A 7,821-nucleotide genomic window follows, 5' to 3' on the forward strand; every position below is an offset into this window, starting at 1 on the left:
TCCGACTCCAGGCTCTCGAAGACGCTCAGATCGGGCGAAGTGATGGTCACAGGAGTGCTCTTTTCGCGGTTCCGCTCCGGGAGCGTGCCTGATCTGCTCGGGCGGCGCTCATCGGACCGGAATTTACCGAGTGTCCTGTGAAAACGCAGCCGGTAAAGGGGCCGCGCACGGCGTACGCCCTCCTGCGGCACGGGCCTCCGGGCGCGTGATCACTGGCGGAAGATGGCGGTTTGGGTGGGAGGATACCTGGTCAAAGGGGGTCTGATGTGGAATGCGTCACGGGGACGGGGCGGTCGGCGGGGCGGGGTCGACGGGCGTTCCGGCATGGGTGGAATTCTGGCGTTTGGCGGGTGGGGAAACCGGCTGGCGCTCGTCCGGAAACCACCTCGCGGACTTTCCGGAAAAGCGGTCGGAGTGCAGACGGTGGACATTCTGGATTTCCCGAGTATTCGCCTGGTATTCGTGATCCGGTGCGGGCCGGGCGTGGGGCGCCGGCGCGCCGCCTCGTACAGTGCGGATCATGAGCGACAGTGCCGTACTGCACATCAAGGGACGCGTCCTGGTGGGGCCGGGCTCCGGGGACGACGCCGACGTCCGGGACGAGCTGTGGGTGGTCGGCGGGCGGGTCACCTACGACCGGCCGGCCGCCGCCCGGGACGTCCGGGTGGTCGAGGGCTGGGCGCTGCCCGGCCTGGTCGACGCCCACTGCCACGTGGGGCTCGCCGCGCAGGGCGCGGTGGACGACGCGACCAGCGAGAAACAGGCCCTGGCCGACCGGGACGCCGGCGCGCTGCTGCTGCGCGACGCCGGGTCGCCGGCCGACACCCGCTGGATCGACGACCGCGAGGACCTGCCCCGCATCATCCGCGCGGGCCGCCACATCGCCCGCACCCGGCGCTACATCCGCAACTTCGCGCACGAGGTCGAGCCCGAGGACCTCGTGGCGTACGTCGCGCGGGAGGCGCGCCGCGGCGACGGCTGGATCAAGCTCGTCGGCGACTGGATCGACCGGGAGCGGGGCGACCTGGCGGCGTGCTGGCCGCGCGGGGCGGTCGAGGCGGCCATCGCGGAGGCGCACCGGCTGGGCGCGCGCGTGACCGCCCACTGCTTCGCCGAGGAGTCCCTGGCCCCGCTGGCCGAGGCGGGCATCGACTGCGTGGAGCACGCCACCGGGCTGACGGAGGAGACCATCCCGCTCTTCGCGGGGCGCGGGATCGCCATCGTGCCGACGCTGGTCAACATCGCCACCTTCCCGCGCCTGGCGGACGGCGGCGCGGGCAGGTTCCCGCGCTGGGCCGAGCACATGCGGCGGCTGCACGCGCGCCGGTACGAGACGGTGCGCGCCGCGTACGACGCCGGCATCGCCATCTACACCGGTACGGACGCGGGCAGTTCGCTCCAGCACGGCCTGATCGCACAGGAGGTGGCAGAACTGATCAAAGCGGGCATACCGCCGGTGGATGCGCTGTCCGCGGCCTCCTGGGGTGCGCGCGCCTGGCTCGGCCGTCCGGGGCTCGCCGAGGGGGCTCCGGCGGACCTGGTCGTATACGAATCCGACCCTCGGGCAGACGTGCGAGTCCTGACTGCCCCGCAACGGGTGGTGCTGCGGGGGCATGTGGTGGTCTGACCCTGTGACGGCTGTGGTTGATGGGATCAGTACGGATGAAAGGGGCACCGGATTCACTCGTTCGAGTGAATATATGTTTCAGATCTGTCGGATCATCTTCCCTGCGCAAGTATTGCGGGGTCGTAGCCGTCGGCGCCCACGCAGTCCCCCTCAGGCGAGGCGCTTGCGGCTCCATTCTCCCGTGGGGGTTCAAACACACGTGTCACACAACCCTGTCTTCGGCGTGCCCGCACGCCGCCTGACGGCCGCCGCCGCCGCTGCCTTCCTGGTCGGCACGGTTGCCGCCATACCCGCGCACGCCACGAGCGGCACCGCCAAGACCGGTTCCGGTGAGGCGTCGGCGGCGGTGCTCCGAGCCGGGCTGGATGTCTCCCTGCTCAACAAGTCGGTCCACGTGCCGGTGAAGGCGTCGCTGAACGCCGTCTCGGCGCCGAAGTCCGCCAACAAGACGCTGCTGTCCGTGGGCATCGACGGTGTGAACGCCGGCAAGCCGGTCAACATCGCCCGCGCCGACGTGGCCACCGCGCGTGCCACGACCGACAGCAAGCTGGCCGAGGGGTACTCCAACCTGGTCAAGGCCTCGGTGCACCTGCCGGGCCTGACCGACGTCCCGCTGGTCGAGGTCGAGCAGGTCACCTCCAAGGCGACCTGCGAGGTCGGCAAGAAGCCGGTCGCCGAGTCCAACCTGCTGGGCACCATCAAGGTCCTCGGCAAGGGCGTCAAGCTCACCGCCAAGGGCTCGACCACGATCGACGTCAAGGGTGTCGGCAAGGTCGAGCTGGACCTGTCGAAGGAGGTCACCACCTCCAACACCGCCGCGGCCACCGCGCTTGACCTCCAGGTCTCGGTCAACCCGCTGGACCTGAACGTGGCCAACGTCGAGGGTCGCGTCCAGCTCGTGGACGCCTCCTGCCGTACCCCGGGTACGGACGGCTCGACCGGTGGCAGCACCTCGGGCTCCACGTCCGGCTCGACCTCCGGCAGCACCTCGGGTTCGACGTCGGGCAGCACGTCCGGTTCGACCTCGGGCAGCACCTCCGGTTCGACCTCGGGCTCGACCGCCGGCTCCTCGACGGGCGCCAGCTCCGGTTCGACCTCCGGCTCCACCGCCGGTTCGACCGCGGGCAGCACCTCCGGCTCCACCGCCGGTTCGACGGCCGGCCACTCCTCCGGCTCGACCGCGGGCTCCGGCACCCAGACGGGTTCCGACCCCAAGGGTGACCTGGCCGAGACCGGTAGCAGCTCCTCCACGCCGTACATCGCGGGTGGCGCCGCGGCGCTGGTCGCCCTCGGTGGCGGCGCCCTGGTGCTCGCCCGTCGTCGCAAGGCCGCGGCCGGCGCGCAGGACTGACGCCCCGCGTCACCGGCCCGGCCCAGCTGACTGAGGCCACGTCACATCCGTACGCCCCCCGAACGTATGCGCTGTGACTCAGCCGTCCGCGAGTGCCTTCTCCAAGGCCACCGCGAAGCGGTCCGTCGTCAGACGGTCGCGGACGGCGATCCTCAGCCAGTCCGGGCCAAGCCCCGGAAAGGTGTCGCCCCGTCGCACGGCAAAGCCCAGCTCACGCAGGCGGCCGCGCACGGCGGCGGCACCTTTCAGCTTGACCAGCACGAACGGCCCGGCCGCCGGGCCGCACACCCGCAGGCCCGGGATCCGGGCCAGCCGGGCGGTCAGCCGGTCCCGGTCGGCCGCCGTCCGCCGGGCGGCCAGCTCCGCCTCGGCCAGCGCCTCGGGCGCGCAGCACGCCTCCGCCGCCGCGAGCGCCGGGCTCGACACCGGCCACAGCGGCTGGGCCCGCTCCAGCGCCGCGACCGTGTCCGGCTCCGCCAGGACGTACCCGACGCGCAGCCCCGCGAGCCCCCACGTCTTCGTCAGGCTCCGCAGCACGACGAGCCCCGGCAGCCCGGTGTGCCCGGCCAGCGACTCCCGCTCGCCGGGGACCGCGTCCATGAACGCCTCGTCCACCACCAGCGTCCGGCCCGGACGGGCCAGGCCCGCCAGCGCCCTGGCCGGGTGCAGCACGGACGTGGGGTTGGTCGGATTGCCGACCACCACCAGGTCGGCGTCCTCCGGCACGGCCCGCGGGTCCAGCCGGAATCCCTCCCGCTCGTCGAGCAGCACCCGCTCCACCGCGTGCCCGGCGTCCCGCAGCGCGGCCTCCGGCTCGGTGAACTGCGGGTGCACCACCACCGCCCGGCGTGCCCCGACCGCCCGCGCGACCAGCACGAACGCCTCCGCCGCACCCGCCGTCAGCAGCACCCGGTCGGCCGGGAGCCCGTGCCGCGCGGCCACCGCCCGGCGCGCCGCCCGCCCGTCCGGGTAGGCGGCCAGCCCGTCCAGGGACGCGGCGATACGGGCCTTCAGCCAGTCCGGCGGCGTGCCCGCGCGTACGTTCACCGCGAGGTCGGTCAGCCCGGCGCCGGCGTCCCGCACCTCGGCGTCCCCGTGGTGGCGCAGGTCGTAGGCGGCGGGGGAGCCGGGCGCAGCGGGCGCCGCGGGCCCGGCGGGCGCGTGCGGGCCGCCGGCCGGGCCTTCCGGGCCGTCGGCCGCCTCGGGGGCGTCGGCGCCGCCAGGGGTACGGACGGGTGCCGGGGCGGCGTGGCCCGACGTGGTCGGCTCCAGGGCCGCGGCTCCCGGCGTGTCGGGTCTGGATACGTTCGCCATGATGGCGCCTTTCGTGCGTCACGATCTTCGCCGCCGCCGGGCGCGTCGTCCCACGCGCGCGGCGGCGGCCGGTGGTTCTCCGGCGTCGGCAGGGGCTCCTGCCCGCCGGTGCCCTGTCCGTACGGTGCCCCGAGCCGGCCCCGTACGGTCCCCCGCAGGCGCGCCGGCGAGCGGCCCCGGGCGCGCCCTCAGGGGCTCGGCGGCGCGTCCCGGGGCCGGGCGGCGGGACACGCCACGGCGCACGTGGCCCGCGCCGGGCTGCCTCGCGACTTCCGCTTGCCGACCAGCAGCACGCCGCCCTCCCCGGCCGCCAGCAGCGCGGCGGCCTCGGCCACGCTGGGCGTGCCGAGCGCGGCCAGCGCGAGGGCCGACGGGTGTGGCACGGGGACGGCGGCCAGGGCCCCGGCGCCGTACCCGCGCAGCGGCACGCCCAGGCGCGCCGCGGCCCGTACCAGGCCCGGCTCCGCGGCGCGCGCGGCGGCCGTGGCGAGCGCGACGACACCGGCCGGGGAGAGCCCCGCCTCGGCCAGCGCCGCGCACACCAGGTCCACCACCTCGTCGCCGGCCACGCCCCGGCACGCGCCGACCCCCACGACCAGCGGCCCGCCGGGACCGGTGCGCGCCGCCCGGGCCGTACGCGCCGCGGGAGCCGCCTCCGCCGTACGGGCCGACCCGGCCGGAGTCACCACGCCGCGCACCGGGCGGTGAACCGGGCCGCCATGCCGGGCGCCGCCGCCCAGTGCACGTGCAGGTACGAGGCGTGCACCCCGCCCCGGACGAACCCCTCGGCCCGCGCGTGCGGGCCCAGCAGGCCCCAGGCGGGCGCCTCGCCCGCGCCCGGCTCCACGGCGGTGCGGTGGAACTCGTGCCCGCGCACGCGGGTCCCCGCGACGGCCAGCGCGCTGTCGCCGACCGCGACCGCCTCCCGGTACCCGAGCGTCAGGCGCTCCGCCATACGGGCGTCGGCGGGCAGCACGCCGCACATCGGCGCGCCGTCCAGCGAGCGCGCCAGGTACAGCAGGCCCGCGCACTCGGCGGCCAGGGGCGCGCCGTCGGCGGCGAGCGCCGCGACGGCCCGGCGCAGCGGCTCGTTCGCCGACAGGTCGGGCGCGAACACCTCGGGGAAGCCGCCGCCGATCACCAGGCCCCGGGTGCCGGGCGGCAGCCGCTCGTCGCGCACCGGGTCGAAGGCGACCACGTCCGCGCCGGCGGCGGTCAGCAGCTCGGCGTGCTCGGCGTAGGAGAAGGTGAACGCGGGCCCGCCCGCCACCGCCACCACCGGCCGCTCCTCGCTCCCGGCCGCCGCCCGGCCGTCGCCGCCCGGGCCGGGCCGCGCGGCCCGGGCGACCTCGTCCGCCGGATCCCACGGCGCGTCCGCCAGCGGCGGGGCGGAGCGGGCCAGGGCCAGCAGGGCGTCCAGGTCGCAGCCCGCGCGCACCTGCTCGGCCAGCGCCGCCACGGCCGCCACCGCCTCCGCGCGGCGCTCGGCCACCGGCACCAGGCCCAGGTGGCGGCTGGGCGCGCGCACCGCGCGCACCCGGCGCAGCGCGCCGAGCACCGGCACGCCCGAGCCGTCCAGGGCCTCCCGCAGCAGCTCCTCGTGCCGGTCGGAGCCGACCTTGTTGAGGATCACTCCGGCCAGCCGCACGCGCGGGTCCCAGGACGCGAAGCCGTGCACCAGCGCCGCCACCGACCGCGACTGCGCGGACGCGTCGACCACCAGCACCACCGGCGCCCGCAGCAGCGTGGCCACGTGCGCCGTGGACGCCAGCTCGCCCAGCCCGGCCGCGCCGTCGTACAGGCCCATCACGCCCTCGACCACGGCCACGTCGCACCCGGCCGCGCCGTGCAGGAACAGCGGGGCGACGCGCTCGGGGCCGCACAGGTAGGCGTCCAGGTTCCGCCCGGGCCGGGTCCGGCCGGACCCGGAGACGGCCAGCGCGTGGTAGCCGGGATCGATGTAGTCCGGGCCGACCTTGTGCGGCGAGACGTCCAGGCCCCGCGCGGCGAAGGCGGCCATCAGGCCCGTGGCCACGGTGGTCTTGCCGCTGCCGGACGCGGGCGCGGCCACCACCAGGCGCGGCACGCTCACCACTCGATGCCCCGCTGGCCCTTCTGGCCGGCGTCCATCGGGTGCTTGACCTTGGTCATGTCGGTGACCAGGTCGGCGAAGCCGACCAGCTCGGGCGGGGCCTCGCGGCCGGTGATCACCACGTGCTGGGTGCCGGGCCGGTCGCGCAGGACGGACACCACCTCGGCGGTGTCCACCCAGCCCCAGCGCAGCGGATAGGCGAACTCGTCCAGCACGTACAGCCGGTAGGTCTCCGCGGCCAGGTCCCGCTTGACCTGCTCCCAGCCCTCGCGCGCCGCCTCCTCGCTGCTCGCCAGGTCCCGCTGCACCCAGGACCAGCCCTCGCCCATCTTGTGCCAGGCGACCGTGCCGCCCTCGCCGGACTCGCCCAGGACGCGCAGCGCCCGCTCCTCGCCGACCTTCCACTTCGCCGACTTCACGAACTGGAACACCCCGACCGGCCAGCCCTGGTTCCACGCGCGCAGCGCCAGGCCGAACGCGGCCGTCGACTTGCCCTTGCCGGTGCCGGTGTGCACGAACACCAGCGGGCGGTTGCGGCGCTGGCGGGTGGTCAGGCCGTCGTCGGGGACGGCGGTCGGTTGTCCTTGGGGCATCAGGCGGCCCTCCGTGTCTTCCGTGTGCTCCGTGCGGTCTTCGTATGCCCCCAAGGCCCCGCCCCCGGCCCCCCGGGGGCCCCGGCGGCCCGTACGCGGCGGACCAGCGCGGTCACGCTGTCGGCGCGCAGCTCCTCCAGCGTCACCGGGGTGGCGCCCAGGTCGCGGGCGAGCGCGCCCGCGAGGCCCAGCCGGACCGGGCCCGCCTCGCAGTCGACCACGACCGAGGCGACCCGGTCCCCGGCCAGCAGCCGGGCGGCGCGCGAGGCCCGCGCGAACGCCGCCGCCGCGCCGGGCGGACGGCCGGTGCCGCCCGGCGGGGCCTCGGTGGCCCGGCCGTCGGTGACGACCACCACCAGCGGCCGCCGGGACGGGTCGCGCAGCCGCTCCACCCGCAGCACCTCACGGGCCTTCAGCAGCCCGGCGGCCAGCGGGGTGCGGCCTCCCGTGGGCAGGCTCTCCAGCCGGGCGGCCGCGGCGTCCACCGAGGACGTGGGCGGCAGCGCCACCTCGGCGTCCGCGCCGCGGAAGGTGACCAGGCCGACCTTGTCCCGCCGCTGGTAGGCGTCCAGCAGCAGCGACAGCACCGCGCCCTTGACCGCGCCCATGCGCCGCCGGGCGGCCATCGACCCGGAGGCGTCCACCACGAACAGCACCAGGTTGCCCTCGCGGCCCTCCCGCACCGCCTCCCGCAGGTCGTCGCGGCGCAGCAGCAGGCCGGGCCCCGACCGGCCGCGCGCCCGCTGGTACGGGGCGGCGGCCCGGACGGTGGCCGCCAGGTGCAGCGCGGACAGCGCCCCGCGCGGGCGGCGCGCGCCGGTGGTGCGGCCCTGCGCGGTCAGGG

Annotated in this window: 7 protein-coding genes; 2 read left to right on the forward strand and 5 right to left on the reverse strand. The window is 76.3% G+C overall.

Going from position 1 to position 7,821, the window contains the following annotated elements; all coding sequences use genetic code 11:
* The first annotated feature begins 520 nt into the window (after nucleotides 1–520).
* Together RKE29_RS25960 and RKE29_RS25965 are read left to right on the forward strand one after the other, a co-directional pair.
* On the forward strand, nucleotides 521–1,627 hold the full coding sequence (locus RKE29_RS25960) for an amidohydrolase family protein (RefSeq protein WP_312008078.1): 1,107 nt from the start codon (nucleotides 521–523) through the stop codon (nucleotides 1,625–1,627).
* Nucleotides 1,628–1,826: 199 nt separating this feature from the next.
* Nucleotides 1,827–2,978: an SCO1860 family LAETG-anchored protein gene (locus tag RKE29_RS25965; RefSeq protein ID WP_312008079.1), complete on the forward strand. Its 1,152-nt coding sequence runs from the start codon at nucleotides 1,827–1,829 to the stop codon at nucleotides 2,976–2,978.
* A gap of 78 nt (nucleotides 2,979–3,056) precedes the next feature.
* On the opposite strand, the gene cobC is transcribed toward RKE29_RS25965, so the two are convergent.
* From cobC to RKE29_RS25990, 5 genes are all read right to left on the reverse strand, one after another.
* Nucleotides 3,057–4,292: an Rv2231c family pyridoxal phosphate-dependent protein CobC gene (cobC, locus tag RKE29_RS25970; RefSeq protein WP_312008080.1), complete on the reverse strand. Its 1,236-nt coding sequence runs from the start codon at nucleotides 4,290–4,292 to the stop codon at nucleotides 3,057–3,059.
* A gap of 188 nt (nucleotides 4,293–4,480) precedes the next feature.
* Complete coding sequence (locus tag RKE29_RS25975; protein ID WP_312008081.1) at nucleotides 4,481–4,981, reverse strand: cobalamin biosynthesis protein; 501 nt, start codon at nucleotides 4,979–4,981, stop codon at nucleotides 4,481–4,483.
* Entirely contained in the window at nucleotides 4,975–6,387 is a 1,413-nt protein-coding gene (locus RKE29_RS25980) for a cobyrinate a,c-diamide synthase (protein ID WP_312008082.1), read from the reverse strand. Before RKE29_RS25980 ends, RKE29_RS25975 begins: the two co-directional genes overlap by 7 nt.
* Nucleotides 6,381–6,977, reverse strand: coding sequence for a cob(I)yrinic acid a,c-diamide adenosyltransferase (cobO, locus tag RKE29_RS25985; protein ID WP_312008083.1), 597 nt, complete (start codon nucleotides 6,975–6,977; stop codon nucleotides 6,381–6,383). Before cobO ends, RKE29_RS25980 begins: the two co-directional genes overlap by 7 nt.
* The coding region (locus RKE29_RS25990; RefSeq protein WP_312008084.1) for a VWA domain-containing protein at nucleotides 6,977–7,821 on the reverse strand (845 nt) is incomplete at its 5' end. The genes RKE29_RS25990 and cobO, both read right to left, overlap by 1 nt.

This window comes from Streptomyces sp. B1866 (genome assembly GCF_031932565.1).
In the GTDB taxonomy this organism is placed as follows: Bacteria; Actinomycetota; Actinomycetes; order Streptomycetales; family Streptomycetaceae; genus Streptomyces.